A 23,649-nucleotide genomic window follows, 5' to 3' on the forward strand; every position below is an offset into this window, starting at 1 on the left:
CACCTGCGTTATCTCACAAAACAAACTATAGTAGAAATATAAACACTGTCTAATTAAGTAAGTAGATTATGAAAATCCCTGAGGTACCTAAAAACGAACCTGCTAGGTTACATGCGCTTAGGGAGCTTGCGATACTCGATACAAAACCAACACTTGAATTGGACCGAATTACTCAATTTACTGCCCATGTTTTTGATGCTCCAATTGCATTGGTGAGTCTTGTTGACAAGAACAGGCAATGGTTTAAATCTCGCTTTGGATTGGATGCTGAGCAAACGTCTCGCGATGTTTCATTTTGTGGTCATGCAATATTAGAAGACACGGTATTTGTGGTTCATGATACGCTCGAAGATCCTCGCTTTATGGATAACCCTTTGGTGTTAAATGCCCCTCATATTCGATTTTATGCTGGTGCTCCTATCATATTGTCCAGCGGTTTTCGCGTTGGGACCGTATGTGTTATCGATATAGAACCCCGAGAGTTGAGTGAAGCTGATTGTGAAATATTAAAGCAAATCGCAACCGACGTTGTGACTCAGTTGGAAAAAATCTAATTGTACTTTACCGCAAGTAAAAGCGATGGGTGTCAAAATTTTCTATAAAGTCGGCCGTTACAGCCGCAAATGTTAGTGCATTTAGCTCGTGGAAACGTTACAATTGAGACTGTATATCATTGCCATTTAGGGCAATGTTTAAACGATAACTAACCTGAGGTTTAGATGAGGAATGAGGTAACTCATTGTTTCTAAAGTAACATTAAATTACTACCTTATCTAGCCAGAGAGTTTTGATGATAACTAGGCGAATTTGCGCACCAATAGCTGGCTATTGGAAGTGAATTCAACGTAGTTAGCGCTAAAGTTGGCTGCTAGAAAGGCATTAATTATCCTAAGCTCAGGTTAACTACGTATATTTCTAGATTTATTTCTGTATTTTTGAATCACAGCTTTTTCCTACACGGTATAAAAAGATAAGGTGAGGTGCATTTAGTCAAGTGGCTCCATCTTATGCTGTGGTTGTACGTAGCATCTTATATTAAATTAGGTACACGACTCATTTCATGACAGATATCACTACGCATCAAGCTTCTCGCCGAAGATTATTGATTGCGCTTGCAATCACTTGCTCTTTTATGATCATTCAAGTTATTGGTGCTTATTACGCTAATTCTCTCGCTGTGTTAGCTGATGCTGGACACTTGTTTGTGCACAATAGTTCTTTATTTATCGCGTTGATAGCGTCAAGTGTGGCAGTTTATCTTGCTAAAACATATAACGATGGTTACAAGCGTGCTGAATATACCGGTGGACTTATCAATGGCATTCTCTACCTTTCAATTGCGGTAATTATCTTGCTCGAAGGGAGTGAGCGATTGTCTCATCATGCGGGCGGTCATGACCTAGAGGTGAATAGCTATTTAATGTCTATGATTGCTGCAATTGGGTTTTTGTTTCATGGGGCCTCCGCTTGGGTGCTGTACAAAGGCCGTAAAGACAGTATTAACGTCTATGCTGTTTTCTTGCACTCATTTTTTGATTTACTGTCCACCATATCGACATTTATCGCAGGTGTGATTATACACCTCACAGGCTGGGAGGTGGTTGATATTCTCTCGAGCATGCTGATTTCTGTCTTTGTATTGTTCACAGGAATTAAGGTGATAATTGCTTGTCTTAAAGGACTTGCTACACCCCCAGAAGTTTTACCTACGGTTCAAGAAGTTGAGAGAACGATTGTGTCTACGGAGCATGTTGAAAGCGCCCATAATATTACGGTTAGCAAAATTGATGGGGCGGTTGTCGTTGGTGCACATGTGGTATTAAAGCATCACTGTACTATCGAATCTCATGATTCAGCGTGTCGCGTGGAAGTGGAAGAAGCGTTGAAAAAGTCCTTTAATGTGCTGAGTAGTGTGCTACAAATAGAGAGCCATGACTGCCCTCATCATTAGGGAAAATAAACCCAATGTGTGATATATTTTTTAGTTATTTGTTGCACTACCTTGGCAGGTTTTAAAATATTTTTTATTGTTATACATAGGCAATATCAAAAACCGGTGATGTAACATTTGAATCAAAAGCAAGCGCTCATCATAACTTTAGTCTTAGGTGTACTTGGCGGGCTGGCCAATCTGTTGCCAATTTGGTTTTTGGATAGTTCTGAATTCCTTTTTGGCCAGCTGTTTGTATTATTTATCCTGCTGCTATGCGGATGGCGCTATGCCATCATCGCTGTGATTATAGGTGCCGGTTTTATTTGGTATCGATGGGAGCATGCTTGGCCTTCTGTGGTTTTTTTCTTCGAAGTGTTGTGGCTTCACTTTGTCTGCGTCCGTTTCGCCAAGCCATTTTTTGTTCGGGGTATCGTTTATTGGATTTTGTTGGGGTTACCTGCATTATTTATTTTTGGCTATTTTGCCCTCGAACTGCCGTTACTCGTTATATTCACTGCACTTGCTAAGTACCTAATCAACGCTGGTATTTGCCTCGCTGTGGTCGACTTGCTGAGCTTTTTCTTTACTCGCAGCAAATGGCAAGGGATGCCGCTCAATCAAATTCTGAATTCTACCGTCAACCTTGTTATCGTTTTAGTTGTATTAATGACAACCGTCGTGCTGACAAACAATTACTATAAAAGAATTGAAGCAGAGATAAAAACACAGCTTGAAGAAGCCTCCGGTTCTATAGTCGCTCAAATTGATGACTACCTTGATGCATACCGTCGCGCGATGGTGATATCCGCAACGGATGTATCCTTAGGGATTGATGCTGATTATGTTATTGAGCGGTTGCTAAAAACTCATGCTAATTTTAGAACCGCGATTGTTGCGGACAAAGATGCTAATGTTACTCACCTTTATCCGCAGCATTTTGCTGAGACGATGAAGGGAACAAACGCCAATGTGTCAGATAGAGACTACTTTATTAAAGCTCCCGAATACCCAGAAGGATTTGTTTCAGGCATATTTCAAGGACGTGGTTTTGATGAAGCGCCTATTGTCGCAATTTCAGCACCAATCTTTATCGCTGAAGAGTTTAGGGGGATTGTGGAAGGGTCTTTAATATTTGGTTCATTTGAACGCTTTATTCCAAAAATTCTTGCTGAAGATGCCAATTTGATTGTGTTGGATAAACACAAAAGGGTTGTCTATAGCTCGTTAAAGACCGAATTTAAAACCCTAGATATGCCAAGTGATGTGGTGTTGCAAGCCCTATTTGATAAGGAATCCTCAACTTTTGAAGACTCGACTGAGCAGATCTTATTTAAACAAACTGCGGTATCTAAACAATATGAATGGTCAGTTATCACTATGCTTGACCGTAAATATCTTAACTTAGTTGCTGCTGAAGCTTGGTCAGATGCATTGGGACTTGCGCTTGCGATTATTGTATTGAGCTCTATTTTTGTCCGTCAGCTCACGCGATTGTTGGTGCGTCCAATTGTGGCGCTCAGTCATGATATTCGTGCTTACGAACCTTCAACTTTAATCGAAAATTCGGCGAATGCAGATAGCAGCTTTTTAGAAATAATTGAGTTGCAGCAACAGTTCAATCAGCTGGCTTTTAAGCTAACACTGAGTTTTACAAAACAAAACCAAGCCAGCCTAGAAAACGAAAGACTTAACCGCAAGCTTACCGACTTCAATCGTGAGTTAGAGCAACAAGTTGCTGAGAAAACGGAAGAGCTAACCAAAGCCGTAGAAGCCGCTAACGCTGCTAATCATTCCAAGAGCCGGTTCCTCGCCAATATGAGTCATGAAATTAGAACGCCGTTAAATGGAATTATCGGTATGTCGGATAGCTTGATCAGAGAGCAAAGTCTTAGCAATGAGATGGCAGACCAAATAACAATTATACGGCAGTCGGCAAAGAACCTGATGCTTATCCTCAATGATATTTTGGATTATTCTAAAATTGAGGCGGGGGCTTTGAAAATAGAACGCCGGGCAGTGAATTTACAAGAAATGCTCGACAGTCTGGTCAGCATTTTCAAAATTTCTAACGTCAGATATGGTGTTGAGTTTAAGTACGAGAAGGGGGCTGAACTCCCTACATACCTTGAGTTAGATGAACTACGCGTGTCACAAGTGGTAAATAATTTACTCAGCAATGCTGGAAAGTTTACCAACAAAGGCCACATAACACTTTCCGTCCATTATGAGAGTGGGATGTTAAAGTTCACTGTTGCTGACACTGGAATTGGCATTTCAAAAGCGCAACAGGAAACGTTGTTCCATGAGTTTACTCAGGCAGACCTTTCAACCACAAGAAAGTTTGGTGGTACCGGACTTGGCTTAGCTATTTCTAAAAAACTAGTCGAAGCGATGCATGGCGAGATAAGCATTCACAGTGAACTTGGGCTCGGTAGTAAATTCTATGTAGATATTCCAGCTTCAAAAGGGCAGGGGGTTAAGAGAGAGCAACAAGAAGTAGGGGCTCCTGATTTTAATGGCCTCGATGTTCTATTGGTAGAAGACAATAAAATTAACCAAGTGGTTGTTGGTAAGTTGCTAGAGAAAACGCACTGCTTGTTAGATAAAGTGGACGACGGAGTCGAAGCTTTAGTTGCAATGAAGGCGAAAAACTATGCCTTGGTTTTAATGGATTGCCAAATGCCGAATATGGACGGCTTTGCTTGTACCAAAGCGATCAGAAACGAGCCAAATATATACGGCAATCCACATATTATTGCGATAACAGCGAACGCCTACGAAGAAGATAAACAAAAATGTATCCAGGCAGGCATGGATGATTTTATTGCTAAACCCATTGATATTAACGAACTTTATCAAAAGCTTAGTGAATGGCAGCGCTCAGAACTGCCTGATAGTGAAACGCAAGATAAGGGCTAACGCTTAGGCTAGCCCACCCAACCCGCGATCAAGCTCGTGAGCGTTCATGCTGTTCGTAAAATGCGAGCAAATCGTCAATCGCCATAGGCTTTGCGAAGTGGTAGCCTTGCATATATTCACAGCCTACGTCTCTTAGATAATTAAGCTGAGATTCTGTCTCGACACCTTCTGCAATACACTTCATGTTTAAGCTTTGCGCCAATAAATAAATGGTTCTAATGATAGATTTATTCGCGGGTTTTGCGCTCATATTGCGTACAAACCCTTGGTCAATCTTTATAATATCAAGAGGGAACTCATTCAGATACGTGAGTGAAGAAAAGCCAGTGCCGAAGTCGTCGAGTAGCAATATAAAATCAGCCCGCTTCATTTCGTTGATAGTTGCTCGTGCCTTAACCATATCAGACATAAAAATTGACTCGGTGATTTCAAGTCTTAAGCAACGATTAGTAAGACCATGCGCTTTTAAAATCTCAGTGAACTGGTGTGCGATATCTGAGCGTAAAATATGTACCGCGCTTAAATTAAGAGATAAATAAAAGTCTGGTTCTTGTGTAAACAATGGACGCAATTCTATTAAGGCTCTGATAAGCGCTTGCTCAGTCAAGGTTTCGATCAAGCCGCTTTCTTCAGCGATTGGAATAAAATCGCATGGAGGAATTAGCATGTCATTATTGCGCCAACGCATGAGTAACTCAACGCCTGCAAGCTGACCCGTTGTGGTATTGATGATAGGCTGATAGTGATTGAAAAACTCACCGTCTTTAACTGCCGTTTTCATTGCGGTTTCTAACCGAAGCTTTTTACTGATCTCTTCATTCATTGTCTCAGTAAAGAACTTGAATGCATTTCTTCCCGATTGCTTTGCATGGATCATGGCGATATCCGCGTTACGGATTAAGGATTCTGAGTCCGGTGCATCAAACGGGTAAACTGCAACGCCAATACTGGCAGATACACTCATGGTGATCCCATCAATTTCGATACGTTCGGGTATGTGCTTCACTAAGCGGGAGACTACCTCGCTCACATATTCGATGCTAGGGAAGGACTTAATTAGCACAAGAAACTCATCGCCACTCTGCCTTGCTAAGATACAATTATTGTTAATTTGCTCTTTGATCCGCTTAGTTATCGCGACCAGTAGTTTATCGCCAATATGATGTCCATAGGCATCATTAATTGGTTTAAATTTATCTAAGTCAATAAAGAGTAGGGCACAGCTTTGCTGTGTGTTGTTTGCGTTAAACAGCGCAAATTCAATGTGCTGTAGCATTAAGCTGCGATTCGGCAGCTCCGTCAAAGCGTCGAAATTGGCGAGATATCTAAGTTCATTCTCGGCTTTTTTCTGCTCAGTCAAATCGGTAACAACGACCACGAAGTATTGGAGATTCACATTGTCCTTGGAAACCGCGCTAATGCTTAGTTGAACTGGATGCACTTTATCCCAGCCGTCTGTAACTTGAACTTCCTGTCTTAGATATTGATTTGGTCCAAGAGATTTTAAATTTGCAATTAAACCGTGGAACTTCTTTTGCCCGATGGCATTAACAAAACGCTCAGTCGTTAAGTCGTTTAACGCTTCGTTTTCCTGTAGTTGAAATGCTCTACAGAAGCTACTATTGACCGAAATGGGCTGTAAGTTAGGGTCTAAGATCACAATCCAATCGTTCACTTGGCTGAAGGCCTCACCCAGCATATTTGCGCGCATCTGGTTCGCTTTTTGCGTGGTTACATTGGTATAAATACCGTGTAGTTCAGTGGCTTTGCCTTGTGCGTCAAACTCTGCGACTTGGCCAAAGTCGTGAAACCAGTGCCAATTATTGTCAGTGCAGCGCAGTCGATAAGATAGAGAAAGCTGCTCTTTGGTCGGGTTAGAAATAAATTTCTTCCAAGCACGCTCGACAACTTCTCTATCATCCGGATGAATGGCGTTATAGTGTTCTTGCAACGTCATAGTATCACTCTCAAAGCCAAGCGCTTCGGCGCGCTGCTGTGTGATTTGGCGTGCAACGACATCTGCTGACCAAACGCCGCTTTTGGTTGATTTTAACGCCAGCTTCGTTTGCCTTCCTGCATGCGTAACGGCTTTAAGTGCAGTTTCAAGCTGACGTTGTTTCTGTTTGTGCTTAATAACGACGAGCGATATTAGCGCGAATGCACTTAGACTGTATAAGATTAATGCAACAGGCGAGCGCCATGGAGAGTGAGCAACATGAAAGCGCAAGTTGAGTGCGTTGCTCAGGTCATCACCGTCAAGCGAACGCGGTGCAACGATTAACTGATAATCACCAGGGAGTAATTGATTTAGAAATACTTTGTTTCGTTTTAAGCTTGAAAACATAAGTGCACTTGGACCATGCAAAGAAGCTTGGTATTGAATATGATGATTGGCATTGAAGTCAAAATCAGAAAACTGTAGCTCAATGCCCATGTCATCAAACTTAAAATCAAATGCTTGCAAAATTGCATCAGGTGCTAAGTAGGTTTGATCCCTGCTTAAAATATCCATTTGAGTGACCAGTAGTGGGCGGCGCTTAACCGCGCCATCTGAAAACTGTTCCGGATCGAAAGTGATAGAGCCGTTGACTGTACCGAACATCAGCTTGCCAGATTCAAGTGCTGCTGCTGCCCCTCCGTTAAACTCAAGCGTCGGCAGGCCTTGATTCGTTCCAAAGGTTTCCAATACTTTATTTATTGGATCAAATTTAAACATGCCGCGTTGACTGCTGGCCCAAATCATTCCATCTCTATCTAACTGGAGATTGTAGATAGCATTACTCATCAAACCTTGTTCAGTGGTTAGCTTGTATTCTTCGGCGTAAGTATCTTTATTGATCCCGACTAGACCTTCGGTTGAGGTTGCCAACCATAGTGTTCCAGCTCTATCTACTACCCAACTATTAACGGCGGAGACCAAGTGCTTATCCGATTTGTTGTAAATTGTTGTTAGGGTATCTGTTGACTCATTATATTTGACCAAACTGATGTCCGTACTTATCCAATATTCATCGTTAGTCGTATCCAAAGGCGGTAGGATCAAAAAGCTCTGTGCCGCTGCCAGCTGCTTTGACAGTCCTTCTAATGCCCGCACTGTACTAGTGGCAGCATCATATTCATAAAACCCGTTGCTATTGATAAATGGAAACTTACTTTCTGAGTACTTAGCGATACCCCAGCTATATGGTTCAAGTTTGTCACCATTTTCAAGCGTAATTGGGTTTAGCTGTTTGGTGTCGGTGTTAAATAGTGCGGTCTCTTGAGTTGTTTGTATAAGAAATGTATTTTTGTCGAAATATGAAGAATTAAAAATAGAGAATACAGCATCTGCTCCGTACAGCGCTTTTGGGTCTCTATTTTGCAGGTAACTGGATTTCAATTGCTGGGTGCTCAAATCAAACTCATTAATGCCGTTATCCGTACCAAGGAGTACCGTGTTATTGTTGGTAGGGTGAATCGACCAGATATTGTTATTGGCAAATCTGTCTTGGGTGTTTATAAATGTTGTAAAGCGCAGCGAGCTTGAAGGCCATAAATATGCACCATCATTATACGTGCCCATCCATAGGTTATTGTTTCTATCTGCGTAAAGGTTAGTGATACTGGGGTTGGTGAGACGATATTGCCCTTCGGTTAAGGAAAGCACCTTTGAACTGGTTTTTTTTCTTCTATCAATAAGCAACAATCCATGTTCGGTAGCAATAAACTCGCCATAGGGAGTGATTTGATGTCCCCAAATATTTTTCTCAGGAACGAGCTCATAGCTTTTTGAAGCAACAAGTGTTTGATTACTGACTGGAATTACAAATAAGCCTTCTACAGTACCAACGAGTAACCCCAACGATGGGTCACGTTTGAGTAATTTAACATCATGACTGAGTTCTGACTTTGAATCTGTGTAATTTATTTGCTCTACATTGCCGGTCGCAAGAGAATAGGTGAATAGACCTTCCGTTGTACCAATAATCACAAAATTACCGATAACGTTTATGGCGCGAATGTAGCTACTTGGTGCGAAGTGAGTGAGTAATTCTGACTTTAACGTATCGCGATCTAATGTGTAGAGGTCACTTTCAATGGAGAAGATGATATTTTCTCGATGAGCAATGGCTGTAGCGATGGGTTTTGGAGCTGCGTTGTTGTCTTGACGTTTACCGTCGTAGATTTGTTGAACTGTGTAGTCATCAACATTCAGTAAAAACGCACCGCTGATACCAGTAGAGATCAGTAACTCGTCATTCGAGATATTGAATAACCCAACTATTTCTTGCTCATCAAGACCCTGAGAGGCTGCAATACTAACGATTTGATTGCCGTCATAGCGGTTTAAGCCTTGAAGAGTACCGATCCAAATAAAGCCATGTTTATCTTGTGTGATGGCGGTGATTGCTGATTGACTTAACCCTTCCTCAACAGAGAAACGAGAAGTATATTGACCGAAGTTATGGGCGTGGCTAGGCGCGACTATGCAACACAAAGATAATAATATAAAAAAACACAATAGCGCTTGCTTCATTAAAAGACCTTTCTCTATCCAATCTCATTTAGTCCTTTAACAACATGTTACCAAATCAAACTAAGCTGATCCGCGCTAATAAAACTGTTAGCGGTGACGCGAAGTCTAGCGGAAATGCTAGATTGAAATCAACTTAAACCTTGGTTTTTATGCAATATATTTAACAATTTATACATGTTTAAGGTTTGTCATTTGTAGCAAACAAAACAATCTTCTTGGGTGAAAGTGCACCCAAACTCTCATGTTTAAAGTGACACTCATCTGGTTAAGTTAAGCGTAGCAGTTTTACTGGATTTTTCTTAATTTTATAGAAATAAACGTCGGCTTGAGTACGACGTTTTACGAAGTGTGAATAACGAAGTCTTTGCTGCAGCTTACAAAGAAAAATAATTCGCATTTATAGCTAAGGTATGTGTTGATAATTGTTATCGTTTAGATTAGACTTGTTTTCAGTTAATGAGTTTGAGATTGGTTTTCATTTATGTACGTGTGCATTTGCCATGGTGTTACAGATAAAAAGATTGCAGAGACGATAGACGATGGTGCTCGTTCAATGCGTGATCTTAGCCAGACATTATCTGTTGGTAAGCAGTGTGGAAAGTGCTGTAACTGTGCGAAGAAAATTCTAAATGAAAAGCTGATTGCGATTGTTGATGTCACTGATCAGGTTGCGTAACAGTACATTATCACGCAACCTCAATTAAATACTTATAGTTGAGACTGTAAGTAGTTTTCTATTCCCATCACCTTAATTAGATGTTGCTGAGTTTCAAGCCAGTCAATTTGCTCTTCTTGCTCGTTTTGGATTTTATCTAACGCTTCACGGCTGATGTAATCTTGCTTTTCTTCACACAATTTAATTGCTGCTTGGAGGTCGACCAAAGACGCTTGCTCAAATGCCATATTGCAATCAATCATCTCAGCGCTGTTTTCACCAATTTTTAAACGACCTAAATCTTGTAAGTTAGGAAGGCCTTCCAAGAACAAAATTCGCTCGATAAGGCGGTCAGCGTTTTTCATTTTTTGTATTGAGACTTTATAATCCGCTTTGTCTAACTGGCTAAAACCGAAGTCTTTAAACATACGTGCGTGCAAAAAGTATTGGTTGATACCTACCAACTCATTGGCCAAAACTTTATTAAGCGCTACGATTACTTCTCTATCACCTTTCATTTGTCGAGTCCTTAATATTAAAGCTGAGATTGGATATAATTCGGAGCACCGATAAGATCAATCAGGCGAATTTGCTGCTCTAGCCAGTAAACATGATCTTCTTCTGTATCAAACAACAGCTTTTCAAGCGTTTCTCGAGATTGGTAATCTTGCTCTTCTTCACAGATTTTGATTGCTTCTTTAACGCATTCGACAACTTCAAGCTCTAGTTTTAGGTCGTTTTCCATCATGGACTTAACGTCTTGGCCGATGAGTAGATCACGACGTTTTGTCATGTTAGGTACCCCTTCCAAGAAAAGAATGCGTTTGATCAACCAATCTGCATGCGTGGTTTCTTCTTCACGTTCGTGCTCAAGGCGTTGGTATAGTTTGCTCAACCCCCAATCTTCGTACATACGTGAATGGATGAAATATTGATCGATAGCTGCAAGCTCATTGGCTAATAGCTTATTGAATGCGTCGATGACTTTTTGTTTACCTTGCATGCTGTTACCTCAAACTGTGAATATGCAGCTAGTCTAACGGATTTATGTGATGTGTCAATGAAAAATCTTTATAAAACATGGTGTTATATATTGATTATAATTCGCATTTAAGTTGATGTTTTGGCCTAACAATGCAAATTATTGTTATTTCATTTTGAGTAGGATCAGTAATGACAGCAAAAAATAAGACTTAAAGCTTAGCGCTACTATTGACAGAACAAGTGCAGGTGGTAAATTGACAACGATCTTTTGTTTTAAAGAGAAATGTAGATTTGAATAAGCTAGTTTTGATTTTTGTGATGCTCTTACTTTCGGTGCAAGCTGTGAGTGTGTTCGCGTCTGAATCTAGCTTCCATCAAATCGAAGTGTCTCACCTCCAACATACTCACGACCATGCTGAAGATGCGCAAGCAGACTCCAGCGACCATCACACAAAAGATTGCCACCACTGTGGCCATTGCAGTGGGACGCATTTGAATTTAGTGATTTTAAAATCTTTTATCCCCTTTGAAATGCGACCAAATAGCGAAATTTATCCTCAATCAGATACTAAAGTGCGTGCTTTTGTAGAGCAAGCACATCGTCCACCGATCGCTTAAGTCGCGGTTATCATTGAAGGCGTGAACTCAATTTAACTTCACTAACCTATGTTTAGGTTAATGCGTAAATTGATAAACCCAACTTAGCGCAAATTCGTGTTAGTGAGCAAACAACTAGACCTGTTTTCTTTGCTTATGTGTTTTGCTTTCAGTGATATTGCCCACTCCGTTTATACCAATTGTATTAAGTAAATGAGCTACTTTAACCCTGATTGGTATTACTCCTTCTTAGCTGATGACGTTGATTACAGATAAATCACGTCTGCTTGAGAAGCGCATTCTTGTTTACGAATTGGCACTGTAAAAGCAATGCTTGGTGCAATTCGCTACACAAGCTAACGGTTTTGAACGTCAACTTACGTTCTTGAGTAAAAGAGTATCGAATGACAAACTTTAAAATTTTCTCCATCTATTTCGCGGTGAACGCGCTTTTTAGCTCGCTAGCATATGCTGGCGATGGTCATGAAGAACATGAAGAGGAAGAAAATGCCATCGTACTAACGCAGCAACAAATGCGTTTTGCCGGAATTCAGACCAAAGAAGTCAAGTTGGAAAGCCATGAGCGCTTTTATTTTGCACCTGGAGAAGTAAAAGCCAATGGTTATACCAGCTATTTAGTATCGCCAAGAGCCGATTCAATCGTGTTAAAGCGACACACTACACTTGGCTCTATGGTTAATGTTAACGACCCACTTATCACCTTATTCTCAGAGGCAATGGCGCAGGCCCAAGCGCAGTATTTGGTCGCTTCAACAGAGTGGGATAGAGTTAAACGCTTAAGCAAAGAAACCATCAGTGAGCGTGAACGCGTTCAAGCAAGTGCCGATTTTAGTTCGGCTTATTCAAAGTTGTTGGCACTTGGAGTAACAGAAAAGGAGATCAAAGAAATAGCCACTAAGCCCGCCAGTGAACTTGGCCAATATACGCTCGTTGCTGAGCGCGAGGGGGTGGTGACTCAAGATGCCTTTACTCAGGGCCAGCATGTTACTTCTGGCACAACTTTAATGGCAATCACTGATGAAAGCGAGCTATGGGTGGAAGCCCGTTTACAACCGAACTCTCAACTTTCGTTAGCGGTTAACTCTAAAGCATTGATTGGCATAGAAGATCAGCAATATGCGGCTCGAGTTATCCAAGAAGCGCATACAATCGACCCCATTACTCGAACCAGACAGATCCGCCTATTGGTTGAAAATAGTGACGACAAGCTACACGCAGGGATGTTTGTTAACGTCAACTTTATCATACCGTCAAAAGAGCCAACCATTGCGTTACCTGCAGACGCGTTAAGTCGCGGTCCTGACGGTGATTGGGTGGTGTACATCGAAGAAGCGCCCGGCGAGTTCCATCCCAAAGAAGTGACTTTAGGTGAAGACTTTGGCGCTCAAGTTGAAGTTATCGGTTTGGCTGTGGGTGAGCGCGTGGCCGTAACAGGAGCGTTCTTTATTGCCTCAGAACAAGCCAAATCAGGCTTCGATCCGCATAACCATTAAAGGGAGCCTCATCATGTTTAATCGAATTATCGATTGGTCTGTAAACAATCGGCTTCTAATTATTCTTTTTTTACTCGTTATCACGGCAACTGCTAGCGTGACTATTCCAAAACTCAACTTAGATGCGTTTCCCGATGTAACGAATGTGCAGGTTGCGGTGAATACTGAGGCGCCGGGACTGGCAGCGGAAGAAGTTGAGCAGTTAATCACCTATCCCATTGAGGCTGTGATGTATGCCTTGCCTGATGTGCAGCAAGTGCGTTCAATTTCTAAAACTGGTCTATCTGGCGTTACGGTAGTATTTAAGGAAGGCACCGATATCTATTTTGCCAGACAGTTGGTATTTGAGCGCCTCCAAGCTGCAAAGGAGTTGATCCCAAGTGGTGTGGGTACGCCGGAAATGGGGCCAAATACCTCAGGGCTTGGTCAAGTATTTCAATATATGCTGATGAGCGAGCCGAACTCTGAATATGATGCAATGGCCTTACGTAGTCTCAATGACTGGGTGGTTAAGCTGTTAATTATGCCCATTGACGGGGTAACTGATGTATTGGCTTTTGGCGGCGATGTGCGTCAATATCAAGTCAATATCGACCCAAATAAGCTATTGGCTTATGCGCTCACTCAGCAAGATGTGGTGAGTGCCATCGAGCGTAATAACCAAAATGTCGGCGGCTGGTATTTAGAGCGCGGTCAAGAGCAGTTGGTGATCCGCGGAACTGGCTGGTTTCAAAGTGGGGAGAAGGGGATCCAGGAGATTGCCAACGTGCCCGTCAAAACCATTGATGGCACGGTCGTGACTGTGGCTCAGGTTGCTACTGTATCGATTGGTGGAGAAATCCGTCAAGGCGCTGTCACGATGTCTAGAAAAAGCGCCTCTGGTGGAGTGGAACAGCTCGGTGAAGTCGTAACAGGCATAGTGCTAAAGCGAATGGGAGCAAACACCAAAGCAACCATTGATAGCATTAACAACCGCGTGGAACTTATTAATAAAGCGCTACCCGAAGGGGTAAGGTTTGAGCCGTTTTACGATCAGTCTGATTTGATCAGCAAAGCAGTACAAACTGTCGTTGAAGCCTTGGCACTGGCATTTATTTTTATCGTTGTGGTGCTCGCGCTGTTTTTAATGAACCTGAGAGCAACTTTTCTGGTGCTCATTTCAATTCCTATTTCAATTGCCATTGCACTTGTGGTTATGGCGTGGCTTGGCGTCTCGGCCAACTTAATGTCGCTAGGCGGTATCGCAGTCGCGATAGGGATGTTAGTTGACGGCTCAGTGGTGATGGTAGAAAACATCTTTAAGCACCTAACAAAGCAAAAGGAAAGTGATGACTTTTCTGTAGGACTCATTGTTGAGCTCGCAGGAAAGGAAGTGGCAAGGCCAATCTTTTTTGCTGCCAGTATTATCTTAGTGGTATTCACCCCGTTATTTAGTTTTGAAGGAGTTGAAGCTAAGTTATTTCAACCCATGGCAATCAGTATTATTTTGGCTGTTGTTGCGGCGATATTTGTTGCCCTTATCATTGTCCCAGCGCTTGCGACCTACTTATTTAAACATGGCGTTAAAGCGCGAGAGAGTATAATTCTCGTCGCGCTAGAAAAAGGTTACCGCTGGACGTTAAATCGAGTGTTGCATAGGCAAAAGTTGTTGATGGCAATCGTCATATTATTGATGGCGGCGGCCGGTTTTACGTTCACTAAAATTGGTACCGAGTTTGTCCCAGAGCTTGAAGAAGGCACCATCAACCTAAGGGTAACGCTAGCGCCTTCCGCCAGTCTTGAAACCGCGCTTAATGTTGCGCCTGAGCTGGAAAAAATGCTGCTCACTTTTCCTGAAGTAAACTACGCACTAAGCAGAATTGGTCGAGCGGAGATAGGTGGCGATCCTGAACCGGTAAATAACATTGAAATCTATATTGGCCTTGCGCCAGTAGCACAGTGGCAAAGCGCAAATAATCGCTACGAATTACAAGCTTTGATGGAACAAAAACTATCGGCTTATCCCGGCTTACTGTTTAATTTTTCACAGCCTATTGCGACGCGTGTCGATGAATTACTCTCAGGTGTTAAAGCGCAGTTGGCGATTAAGTTGTTTGGCCCAGACTTAGCTGTGCTTGCAAAAAAAGGCAAGGAAATTGAGGCTGCCGTGGCGCAAGTTGAAGGAACAGAGGGCGTACAACTTGAGCAAATAGCTGGTGAGTCACAGCTGATCATCACCCCAAAACGTCAAGCCTTATCGCGCTACGGTTTAGCTGTCGGGGACGTTATGGCTTTAGTGCAAGATGGCATTGGCGGCAGTAAAGCGGGGCAGGTTATCAACGGTAATGAGCGCTATGATATTTACGTCCGCTTGGCACCTAAGTACCGTCAAAGCAAACAGACCATTGAAGAAATACGTTTACAATCAAGTTCAGGTGCGTGGATCCGGTTGGCTGATGTTGCGAATGTTGAATATCAATCTGGTCCACCGCAAGTAAGGCGAGATGACGTTCAACGTCGAGTGGTGATCCAAGCTAATGTGCAAGGTCGTGATATGGGCAGTGTAGTAAGTGATATTCGCGCGGCTATTGATAGTAAAGTTGACTTACCAACAGGTTATGGTGTTGAAATCGGTGGTCAATTTGAAAACCAGCAACGAGCACAAAAACGCTTGGCAATCGTGGTGCCGTTATCTTTGGCGCTAATAGCACTCTTGCTTTACTTTGCATTTGGTTCAATGGCTCAGGCTGCGCTTATTTTAGTGAATGTGCCGCTTGCGGTCATTGGTGGGGTATTTTCTTTATATATCTCAGGACAATATCTCTCGGTCCCAAGCTCGGTTGGGTTTATCACCTTATTCGGTGTCGCGGTACTCAATGGTGTGGTCATGGTTGAGAGCATAAACCAGCGATTGGCTGCGGGAGAATTGCTTCATTCGGGTGTCTTTGAGGGAGCAGTTTCAAGGCTTAGACCCGTGCTTATGACTGCGATAACCTCAGCGCTGGGACTTATTCCCATGCTGCTATCGACAGGAGTGGGCGCTGAAATTCAAAGGCCGCTTGCCAGTGTAATTGTTGGTGGATTATTAACGTCAACCTTGCTGACTTTGTTTGTATTGCCAGCACTTTATCCACTATTCTCAAAGCAAATTAAAAATTCGTAATGCCCGTGGGGGCCATTGAAAGTGGCCCCTTCTTCGGATCAATAAATAGGATTTAGTATGTCTCACGCACATCATCACCATCATGGAAATAAGCTCGGTTGGGCCGTATTTGTTAATATTCTACTGAGTGTCGCGCAGGTCGTTGGTGGCATTCTTTCTGGTAGTCTCTCTTTGGTTGCTGATGCGCTACATAATTTAAGTGACGCCGGTGCGCTTATTATCGCGTTAGTCGCGCAAAAAGTTGCAAGAAAGCCGGCCTCACTTGAACTCACTTATGGCTATCAACGTGCTGAAATAATTGGGGCGTTAATTAATAGTGCGACACTCATCGTTGTTGGGGTTTATCTGTTATTCGAGGCGATTTCTCGATTTTTAAATCCAGAGCCAATTGATGGCTGGATAGTGGTGTGGCTCGCGGCCTTGGCGTTAGTTATCGATGTTATCACAGCACTTATTACTTATTCTGCAGGTGCAAAGACCAGCCTAAATATTCGTGCGGCATTTATTCACAATGTTTCTGATGCTGTGGCTTCCGTTGCGGTGATCGTGGCTGGAACATTAATCATCTTATATCAATGGTATGTGGTGGATCTTATCGCCACTGTATTGATCTCCGCGTACGTGATTTACCATGGTGTTGAATTGAGTAAAAGTAGTATTAGAATTCTCATGCAGGCGACGCCAGATAATGTGAATATTCAAGAGGTTAAGGAATACCTTGAGACTCAAGAGAATGTTAAGACAGTAAGCCATATTCATGTTTGGCAGCTCAATGAGCATGAATATATTTTAGAGGCGCAAGTTGTCATTACGTCCTTGAGCGACCAAAGCACGCTAGCGCGGTTAAAAGAGAGTTTACAGTCGCGGTTTGGATTGTCGCATACCACACTTGAATTAACCGAGGACTCTTTGGTAACACATCAGTGTGTAGAAATTAAATAAATACAAATGAAAATAGTTTGCATTAATGTTTGTGTGATCATATAGTGCTCCAATAGCTCATACTGGTTTGCTTGCACAAGCAAGCTAGTTCGGTATAAGGGTAAAATATGAAAAATCGCATGGACCTTAGTGCAAATCGCTTAGCAAGCGGAGCTTGCGCGTTATCTTCAGTGTTGTCACCTTGGCAAGCTAAAATACTCTCTGGTAATCAAGCATATCAAGCGCAAATATTTCTGCGTGCCCGTGATGAATATCAGGTTGCATTGACACTCGCGACAGGTATTTTAGATGAGTTTTTATTATGCCAAAAGGACAGCGTTGTGATGAGTGCCATAGAGCACAGTTTACCAGCCGTCGTAGTATCCGCGCATAATCTAGCTGATACCTTTATTGCGCTTGACCAACCAAATAGAGCGTGCCAGCAACTTATCTCAATCCATCTGAAGATACATGCAACCTACCTCGAATATAACAACGAACTTGCGCCTATCGTCTTACATCATTTGCATAAAACTCGACAAGAGTTGATCCATTTTGCAACACGCTATCCTCATTTACCTGAGCTTATTCATCAAATTAACGACGCGATGCTGGTAACGCACCAGCATGCTCGCGTTTTACATTAACATTTGGAGGTCGAATGGCTTATACCTTACCTGAATTACCGTACGCATATGATGCACTGGAACCACATATCGACGCGAAAACGATGGAGATCCATCATACTTTGCATCATCAGACATATATAAATAAAGCAAACGCAGCGTTAGAGGGGACGGAGTTCGCGGGTAAAGACACCGAAACGTTGCTGAGAAACATTAAAACGTTACCTGAAACCTTACAAAAAGCAGTGCAAGAACATGTAGGCGGGCACAATAACCATAGTTTGTTCTGGCAAATTATGACTCCGAATTATGCGCCTTTGTGTGATGGGCCGTTAAAACAAGCGATAGAAAGTGAATTCGGCGGTTTTGATAGCTTTAAAACTGAATTTACAAACGCTGCTGTCAGCCGATTTGGCAGTGGCTGGGCATGGTTAGTTGTAGATGAAAATGGCAAGTTAGCGGTGACGAGTAGTCTTAACCAAGATAGTCCCTACATGGAGCAGCACACCCCAATATTGGGTTTAGATGTGTGGGAACATGCCTATTACCTCAAATATCAGAATCGTCGACCAGAATACATCGCCGCTTTTTACAACGTCATTAATTGGTCTGAAGTCGAGCGCAGATATAATCAAGCAATAGGTTAGTACTTTTTCCTCAGTTATTTAACCTGAGGTTTGGGTAAGTATTGAGCTAACATATAGTTTTAAAATTTATCTTGAATGACTTTCTGTCTAGCCAGAGAGTTTTAGGGATAACAAGGCGAATTTACGCATTAATAGCGGGCTATTGGAAGTGAATTCAACGCAGTTAGCGCTAAAACTGGCTGCTAGAAAGGCATTAGTTATCCGAAGCTCAGGTTAGAAAGCCCCTAGTGGGCTTTTTTCATGAATACTCCAAATATGGTTGAGTACCAAAAATGGCTAGTTTGCTATAGTGATAGCTATTAGACTGAGTGAAAACGAAGTACGAGCGAAAGTCATGTATACACCAGAAGTTTGTTCTCAAGCTAGAAATAGTCGCGATGCTAGATTTGATGGGTTGTTTTTTGTTGCGGTCAAGAGCACCGGCATTTATTGTCGGCCAATATGTCCAGCACCTGCTGCAAAAGAAAAAAATGTTGAGTATTTTCAATTTGCCCACAATGCAGCGCAAGCTGGCTTTAGACCTTGTATTCGCTGCCGCCCTGACAGCGCACCGGGTAGTTATGCATGGCTTGGCACGGAAACAACCGCAGTCAGAGCCAAAAAGTTAATCGACGAGGGGGCCTTGATACGTCATTCGACAGAAGACTTAGCCGATAGGTTAGGCATTTCGGTCCGTTATTTAAATAAAGTATTCAATCACTATTTTGGCACCAGCCCCAAACAATATGCACTTTATAAGCAATGTGACTTAGCTAAGCAGCTATTACAGCAAAGTGACCTTCCTGTCACGCAAGTCGCGTTTGCCGCCGGGTTTAATTCATTGCGACGCTTTAATGATGCATTCCAAAAACTGTATCAGTTATCACCAAGTCAACTCAGAAAAGACGCAGGTAGTGGCTCAGCCATTGCGATTTACTTATCCTATCGACCACCATACAACTGGGATAAAATGCAGCAGTTTTTGGCGATGAGAATTGTGCCAGGTATCGAGTGGTTAACAGAATATAGTTATGGGCGAACCGTGATGATACAAGGTGAAACAGGGCGTTTCACCGCGACTATCGAGCCTGAAAAACATCGCTTTAAAGTGGCTATCGCGCTCAGCGATTTATCCTTGTTAGTTCCGATGATTGCACAGATCAGGCGGGTGTTAGATTTGGATGCGGATACCTGTTTTATTGAGTCTCACCTTCATGAAGCCGCACCTGATTTGCCGCTACAAGAGGGACTCAGATTACCTGGGATCTGGAGTGAGTTTGAAGCGGGAATGAGAGCTATTTTAGGTCAACAAATCAGTGTTCAAGCGGCGAGAAACTTACTTGCTTTATTGGTTGAAACACTTGGTGAGGTAGCTGAAGATGGCATGCGTTACTTCCCTAAGCCTAAGGCCGTATTTGATAGTGATCTCGCCTTTTTCAAAATGCCTGAGCGGAGAAAAGCGGCTATTAAAGCTTTCGCTGAGCAATATGTTGGTTCGGAACATGTTGAACTTGATAACTGGTTAAATATTAAAGGTATAGGTCCTTGGACTGTCGACTATGCAAAAATGCGCGGATTGAGTCACCCAGACATATACTTGGGTGGTGATTTGGGTGTCAAAAAGGCAATGGAAAAATCCTTAAAAACAATAGATATCGAAAAGTGTGCTCCTTTTCGTTCTTATTTAACTTTTCAACTATGGCAACAATTATGATTGAAACTACATTAGCCTCGCCCACTGGAGAGTGGATAATACAAGCATCCAATAATGGTTTACGATATGTTGGTTTTTTTCCAAAGACGCGTTATGAGCAAGGGGAAAATCAGCATACAGAAATGGCAAAAAAACAGTTAACAGAATACTTTGCTGGCAAACGCCAACGCTTTGATGTGGTACTTGATGTGGATGGTACGCACTTTCAAAAGCAAGTCTGGCAGGTGTTGGCACAAGTACCATTTGGTGAAACGCATAGCTATGGTTGGATAGCTGAGCGCTTAGGTAATAAAAATGCTGTCCGTGCAGTTGGCGCTGCTAACGGCAAAAATCCAATTAGTATCATCGTGCCTTGTCATCGCATTATTGGTGCAAATGGCAAACTAACAGGATATGCTGGCGGACTTGAAGCGAAAGAGTGGTTGTTACAACATGAGGGAGTGAGCTTCAAAAAATAGAGTATACTAGTGGTTAATCGTTGTTATTTCGATTGACTATATGTTTGGAGTGAATGTTGAGACTGCTATTTATTGTTTTTTGCGTTTTTACTTCGTGGGCCTGTATGGCAACAGAGGTTCGCTTTTGTTATGAAGATAAACATGCTCCACCCTTTATCCATGGTGCAGGGCAAACTGTGCCATCGGCAAATCCAGGCGTCACGATCCAGATAGTGCAACAGCTTGACGAGCACGTAAAAGAGGTGAACTTCACTTACACTCGAAAGCCATGGAGCCGTTGCTTGCATGAGCTGGAAAATGGCAAAGTTGATGCTGTGGTGGCAAGTCACCGAGCATCCAGAGAAGAGCAAATGGCGTATCCAAAGAATCCCGATGGCACTATTGCACAGCAATATGCAATTAATCGGATCAGCACTTGTTTACTCAAAAGCAAAACTAACAAAGCAACATTAAATCTGAGCAAAGAAATAGAACTCGCAGTACCTCGTGGGTATGCTATTCGAGAAAGTATGCCCAAGCATTTTTCCATATTCGAAACCGACTCGTTGGAGCATGCTATTGCACTGGTTGAAAATGAATTACTAGATGCGACCATTGGCCTTTGCCAAATCGGTAATATGCCAATCACATTATCGCCTCCCTTTAACCACTTGGAAGCGGTTTTTCCACCGATAGAAACGTCGTTTGGTTTTATGGCATTTTCTGAGCAGTTTTATCAGCAGCACCCTGAATTAAGCTGGAAAGTGTGGCGTGCAAGTCAGCTTATTAACCTCGACACCTTATATAGTGAGTATTTGCGTTCACAACCCAGCCAAATGGATAAGCAATAGATCTTTTAATCGTTAGCCAGTAAACTAGCGCGAATTTTTATTTCGAAATATCTATTATGGCCCAGCTTTATTTTTACTATTCGGCAATGAATGCCGGTAAATCTACAACTTTATTGCAGTCGGCATTTAACTACCGAGAGCGAGGCATGCGCCCATTTATTATCACTGCTGCAATTGATAACCGTGCTGGTGTGGGCAAAGTAGCGTCGCGTATCGGCTTAGAAGCTGAGGCGCAAGTTTTTGAAAGCCAAACAGATGTGAAAGCACTGCTGATGTCTGCCCACACCGAGAGTAAAATTGACTGCGTATTGGTAGATGAGTGCCAGTTTCTAACAAAAGCTCAAGTCGCAGAGCTGACGGATATCGTCGATGAGTTGCGGATCCCGGTATTATGCTATGGTCTGAGAACTGACTTTCGTGGTGAGCTGTTTGAGGGCTCACAATATTTACTGGCGTGGGCAGATAAATTGATTGAGCTAAAAACCATCTGTCACTGTGGTCGTAAAGCAAACCGAGTGCTTCGCACCGATGAGCATGGCAAGGCCATTGCGGATGGCGATCAAGTTGTGATTGGTGGTAACGATAGATATGTTTCTCTTTGTAGAAAACACTATAAGGATGCGCTAAACGCATAAGTATATTTAAACCTGATGTACTGTGAAGAGTGGCTTCTTAACAGTACAGATCCCGTTCTATCGTCACTCAGTATTTTTTCCTACCATAACGCTAAATTTATACTATTTTCTGGTTCGAATAATTTGGTAAACCTGTGGATTTGTACCATCCTTAAGAAATAGGAGTAAGGGTGTAATTTTAATGAGTCAGCAGCAGCCATTATCATTCTTAAACGTTTCAGAGCCTGATGAACAAAACCTAGACGAGTCTGCATCTCCTTGGGTGGTGTTGATTGTCGATGATGAACCTGAAGTGCATGATGTGACTAAACTTGTGTTAACGGCTTATCGGTTTGAATTAAAACCGCTCGAGTTGCTTCATGCCTATAGCAAAAAAGAAGCGATTGATATCTTAAGCAATCGAGATGACGTTGCATTAATTTTACTCGACGTCATCATGGAAAGTGAAGAAGCGGGCTTAGAATGTGCGCAATACATACGTGAAGAACTTGGCTATCATAACGTAAGAATAGTACTGCGCACTGGCCAGCCCGGCAGTGTGCCGGAACATGAAGTCATGCTACGCTATGATATTAATGACTATAAAAATAAAACTGACCTCACAAAATCTCGCCTTTTCACTATGTTAACCAGCTCGCTACGCTCTTACCGAGATTTAAATCGACTTGAGTTGTTGACCGATGAACTAACCAAACTTAACGAAGGATTGGAAGAAAAGGTCAAGCAGCGCACTCATGAACTTGAATCGTCAAATGATGCCTTAAGAGAGGCATATAACCGTATTGCTGAGCAGCAGCAAGCCTTGATCCAATCAGAAAAGCTCGCATCGGTAGGGCAGTTTGCTGCAGGTGTCGCCCATGAAATTAATAATCCGCTTGCGTACTTAAAAAGTAACTTAGAGTTTGTACAAAGTTCGTTGGTTAAGTTGTATCGAGCTTGGCAATTTTTGGCAAATAATTCGCAACTCTCTCCTGAATGTGCAAAATCGCTGGGTGAATTGGAAAAAGAGTATCAACTAAACTGGGCCTTGAGTGAAAGTGATGATGTGATGGCAGAAATGCACTCGGGACTCGACAGAATTCAATTGATTGTTAAAGAGCTGAGTGTGTTTTTTGAAAGCAATCAAACCCAGTTTCAGCAAGTAGAATTCTATTCTCAAATTATGGACTCTGTGATGATTAATTTGGAGTTGGATGGTACAAACTTGAGCCTGATTGAATTTGAAAAAGGAGAACGGTTTGAATTGCACTGTGCCCCTGCACTTCTAGAACACGGTATTTATTGCCTCATAAAGAACGCCTTAGAAAGTACCGGTAGAATGCGCAAGGCCATTAAAATCACCACGAAAGTTGAGAGTAAAACGCTCTCTATCGATATCTTCGATTGTGGTGAAGGGATTGCGGATAAGTTGGTGCATAAAGTATTTGATCCGTTTTATACCACTAAAGCCTCAGAAAAACACGTAGGACTTGGGTTAACGATTGCATCTAATATCATTAAATCTCACGGTGGTGAACTATCTTTAACGTCAGTGATTGGTAAAGGTACCAAAGCAGCCATCACTTTACCCTTAATCTGA

Annotated in this window: 18 protein-coding genes; 15 read left to right on the plus strand and 3 right to left on the minus strand. The window is 42.3% G+C overall.

Annotated elements, in window-relative coordinates:
- Window positions 1-68: 68 nt before the first annotated feature.
- From QSH61_RS19125 to QSH61_RS19135, 3 genes are all read left to right on the plus strand, one after another.
- On the plus strand, window positions 69-554 hold the full coding sequence (locus QSH61_RS19125; RefSeq protein ID WP_206471117.1) for a GAF domain-containing protein: 486 nt from the start codon (window positions 69-71) through the stop codon (window positions 552-554).
- Between the two features lie 506 nt (window positions 555-1,060).
- Window positions 1,061-1,951, plus strand: a complete 891-nt coding sequence (locus QSH61_RS19130) for a cation diffusion facilitator family transporter (RefSeq protein WP_010375246.1) — start codon at window positions 1,061-1,063, stop codon at window positions 1,949-1,951.
- 117 nt (window positions 1,952-2,068) lie between these two features.
- Window positions 2,069-4,852 (plus strand): hybrid sensor histidine kinase/response regulator, encoded by a 2,784-nt coding sequence (locus QSH61_RS19135; RefSeq protein ID WP_206471116.1) that lies wholly within the window; start codon window positions 2,069-2,071, stop codon window positions 4,850-4,852.
- Between the two features lie 28 nt (window positions 4,853-4,880).
- On the opposite strand, the gene QSH61_RS19140 is transcribed toward QSH61_RS19135, so the two are convergent.
- On the minus strand, window positions 4,881-9,368 hold the full coding sequence (locus tag QSH61_RS19140) for an EAL domain-containing protein (RefSeq protein ID WP_206471115.1): 4,488 nt from the start codon (window positions 9,366-9,368) through the stop codon (window positions 4,881-4,883).
- Window positions 9,369-9,849: 481 nt separating this feature from the next.
- Between QSH61_RS19140 and QSH61_RS19145 the strand changes: the two genes are divergently transcribed.
- Window positions 9,850-10,044 (plus strand): (2Fe-2S)-binding protein, encoded by a 195-nt coding sequence (locus QSH61_RS19145; protein ID WP_010607506.1) that lies wholly within the window; start codon window positions 9,850-9,852, stop codon window positions 10,042-10,044.
- 32 nt (window positions 10,045-10,076) lie between these two features.
- Here the strand turns inward: QSH61_RS19145 and bfr (QSH61_RS19150) are convergent, their stop codons facing one another.
- Both bfr (QSH61_RS19150) and bfr (QSH61_RS19155) read right to left on the minus strand, forming a co-directional pair.
- Window positions 10,077-10,541, minus strand: coding sequence for a bacterioferritin (gene bfr / locus QSH61_RS19150; protein WP_010375235.1), 465 nt, complete (start codon window positions 10,539-10,541; stop codon window positions 10,077-10,079).
- Window positions 10,542-10,558: 17 nt separating this feature from the next.
- Window positions 10,559-11,026 carry a bacterioferritin gene (gene bfr, locus QSH61_RS19155; RefSeq protein ID WP_010607507.1) on the minus strand — a complete coding sequence of 156 codons (468 nt, stop codon included), beginning with the start codon at window positions 11,024-11,026 and terminating at the stop codon, window positions 10,559-10,561.
- A 272-nt stretch (window positions 11,027-11,298) separates the two neighbouring features.
- Here bfr (QSH61_RS19155) and QSH61_RS19160 point away from each other — a divergent pair, with 272 nt between their 5' ends.
- From QSH61_RS19160 to QSH61_RS19210, 11 genes are all read left to right on the plus strand, one after another.
- Window positions 11,299-11,625, plus strand: a complete 327-nt coding sequence (locus tag QSH61_RS19160) for a DUF2946 family protein (protein WP_174170702.1) — start codon at window positions 11,299-11,301, stop codon at window positions 11,623-11,625.
- 383 nt (window positions 11,626-12,008) lie between these two features.
- The gene (locus QSH61_RS19165; RefSeq protein WP_206471114.1) at window positions 12,009-13,118 is read left to right on the plus strand and encodes an efflux RND transporter periplasmic adaptor subunit; all 1,110 of its coding nucleotides are present in this window, start codon (window positions 12,009-12,011) and stop codon (window positions 13,116-13,118) included.
- A 13-nt stretch (window positions 13,119-13,131) separates the two neighbouring features.
- The gene (locus QSH61_RS19170) at window positions 13,132-16,260 is read left to right on the plus strand and encodes an efflux RND transporter permease subunit (protein WP_206471113.1); all 3,129 of its coding nucleotides are present in this window, start codon (window positions 13,132-13,134) and stop codon (window positions 16,258-16,260) included.
- 57 nt (window positions 16,261-16,317) lie between these two features.
- Window positions 16,318-17,202, plus strand: coding sequence for a cation diffusion facilitator family transporter (locus QSH61_RS19175; RefSeq protein ID WP_206471112.1), 885 nt, complete (start codon window positions 16,318-16,320; stop codon window positions 17,200-17,202).
- A gap of 107 nt (window positions 17,203-17,309) precedes the next feature.
- Window positions 17,310-17,828: a DUF2753 family protein gene (locus QSH61_RS19180; protein ID WP_206471111.1), complete on the plus strand. Its 519-nt coding sequence runs from the start codon at window positions 17,310-17,312 to the stop codon at window positions 17,826-17,828.
- 14 nt (window positions 17,829-17,842) lie between these two features.
- Window positions 17,843-18,454 carry a superoxide dismutase gene (locus QSH61_RS19185; protein ID WP_206471110.1) on the plus strand — a complete coding sequence of 204 codons (612 nt, stop codon included), beginning with the start codon at window positions 17,843-17,845 and terminating at the stop codon, window positions 18,452-18,454.
- A gap of 334 nt (window positions 18,455-18,788) precedes the next feature.
- On the plus strand, window positions 18,789-20,147 hold the full coding sequence (locus QSH61_RS19190; protein ID WP_206471180.1) for an AlkA N-terminal domain-containing protein: 1,359 nt from the start codon (window positions 18,789-18,791) through the stop codon (window positions 20,145-20,147).
- Complete coding sequence (locus QSH61_RS19195; RefSeq protein WP_206471109.1) at window positions 20,144-20,605, plus strand: methylated-DNA--[protein]-cysteine S-methyltransferase; 462 nt, start codon at window positions 20,144-20,146, stop codon at window positions 20,603-20,605. Before QSH61_RS19190 ends, QSH61_RS19195 begins: the two co-directional genes overlap by 4 nt.
- Before the next feature lie 104 nt (window positions 20,606-20,709).
- Window positions 20,710-21,435: a transporter substrate-binding domain-containing protein gene (locus QSH61_RS19200; RefSeq protein WP_227387831.1), complete on the plus strand. Its 726-nt coding sequence runs from the start codon at window positions 20,710-20,712 to the stop codon at window positions 21,433-21,435.
- Window positions 21,436-21,491: 56 nt separating this feature from the next.
- The gene (locus QSH61_RS19205; RefSeq protein ID WP_010607517.1) at window positions 21,492-22,070 is read left to right on the plus strand and encodes a thymidine kinase; all 579 of its coding nucleotides are present in this window, start codon (window positions 21,492-21,494) and stop codon (window positions 22,068-22,070) included.
- Window positions 22,071-22,251: 181 nt separating this feature from the next.
- Entirely contained in the window at window positions 22,252-23,649 is a 1,398-nt protein-coding gene (locus tag QSH61_RS19210) for an ATP-binding protein (RefSeq protein ID WP_206471107.1), read from the plus strand.

The sequence above is a fragment of the Pseudoalteromonas sp. JC3 genome (assembly GCF_030291895.1).
Taxonomy (GTDB): domain Bacteria; phylum Pseudomonadota; class Gammaproteobacteria; order Enterobacterales; family Alteromonadaceae; genus Pseudoalteromonas.